This window comes from Vibrio sp. FF266 (assembly GCF_041439695.1).
Lineage (GTDB): Bacteria > Pseudomonadota > Gammaproteobacteria > Enterobacterales > Vibrionaceae > Vibrio > Vibrio tasmaniensis_A.
Window position 1 is genome coordinate 1 of record NZ_JBGOOO010000109.1, and the last position, 1,404, is coordinate 1,404.

The 1,404-nt window shown below is 49.1% G+C and carries 4 protein-coding genes; all 4 read left to right on the forward strand.

Annotated features, from left to right (window positions below):
- Positions 1-248, forward strand: a 248-nt coding sequence (locus ACED59_RS24445; protein WP_371731392.1) for a hypothetical protein, incomplete at its 5' end; no start/stop codon positions are given.
- A gap of 304 nt (positions 249-552) precedes the next feature.
- The gene (gene traA, locus ACED59_RS24450; protein ID WP_016800088.1) at positions 553-840 is read left to right on the forward strand and encodes a type IV conjugative transfer system pilin TraA; all 288 of its coding nucleotides are present in this window, start codon (positions 553-555) and stop codon (positions 838-840) included.
- A gap of 9 nt (positions 841-849) precedes the next feature.
- Positions 850-1,152 carry a type IV conjugative transfer system protein TraL gene (gene traL, locus ACED59_RS24455; protein WP_371731393.1) on the forward strand — a complete coding sequence of 101 codons (303 nt, stop codon included), beginning with the start codon at positions 850-852 and terminating at the stop codon, positions 1,150-1,152.
- Positions 1,153-1,166: 14 nt separating this feature from the next.
- Positions 1,167-1,404, forward strand: a 238-nt coding sequence (locus tag ACED59_RS24460) for a TraE/TraK family type IV conjugative transfer system protein (RefSeq protein WP_371731394.1), incomplete at its 3' end; no start/stop codon positions are given.

The following is a 1,404-nucleotide window of genomic DNA, read 5'->3' on the forward strand; positions in this document are numbered from 1 at the left end:
TTGCTGCTTTGTTGCCTTTTACTGACCGCCTCCCCTTTCCTTTCTATTGGAAGGGCGTTCATTTCGTTTCGGTTCAAAAACAAACCCAATCAGTCCGTCATCTCACGCCTCCACCATCAAAGAATGCTCGCAAAAAACATTATCGTAAACTCAAAAACACCCTTATGACCCCTCAAAATTGGAAACAACACGTCAGTCGTAATCGCGGTTTGAAGTCTGTAAACGCTTCCTTGTTGCCTTTAATGTAATCAGGAAGAAATGGGGCTCAACGGTAACATGTGAGCCGTAATCGTGGTTTAAAGTACGCGAAATCTTGTCTGTTTTCTTTATGATGCGTGCCTATGTTGATTTTAACCTCTCTCCCCACGCTCCCTTTCATTGGCACGTTGCCCGGTGTCCAAGATCATTAGACCACTACAACTACACGGTCTACCTAGGACAACATAAGCATTCCTCCCTGCCTATCAGGCAAGGAGGTGGTAGGGAGCACTCCCTTTTCCTCCATCATGACCACGCACATGATAATTTTATCACTCAATAAGGATACTTATTATGAAAAAACGCACCCAGCGCACCCTCCTTGTCGGGCTTGGCGTTGCTGTCTCGACACTTCTTATCACTCAGCCCGCTCTGGCTGCCGATATCTTCGCGTCAGGTAAACAAGCCATGAAAGACTCGGCGGGCAAAGGCTCTGCGGTTGAAACCGCGATGCTGGGGACTGGGCTTGCGGGGGCGGTCGTCACTGGACTGATGAGCCGTAACTGGTTTGCGGCCGTTGGCGGGTTCATTGGCGGCTCAGTCTTGTGGAATGTTGGAGCGCCACTCGTCGGCTTAGGCTAAGGAGTCACAATGGAAGACCCTCATCAGTTTTTTTCTATTCCAAAACACATGAACAAAGGTCGTCGCTGGCTCGGGTTCCCAGTTGATGAACTCGTGCCTGCCCTCTGCATTTTTGGCCTCTCATTCTGGCTTAAACACGAAATGATAGGGCTGACGTTATCGCTGGCTTGGTTTGGGGGATTACGTTACATCAAAGCGCAATACGGTGACAACATCATTACCCTGTCACTTTATTGGTGGGGGGCTTCCTTTGTCCATCCCACCCTCTTTAAGCGTACCCCCTCAGCCTGTCGTCGTTACTGGATTTTCTAAGGAGACCCTTCATCATGGATCCGTTTGTTAAACGGGATAAGCTGGCCGTCAAAAGCCTCCTCAATCTTTTTTTGAGTGCAGGCTTTCTTGTTATGCTTATCACTAACCTGGTGTTGGGTTACACCAGTTATCAAGCCCTTACCCATCAAAGCCGAACCCTAGTCCCGCCCACCCTCTCTCAAGCCTTTACGGTTTCGGATGGCGCGGTCGATGAACCTTATCTTGAGCAAATGGCGGATTATCTTCTCTACC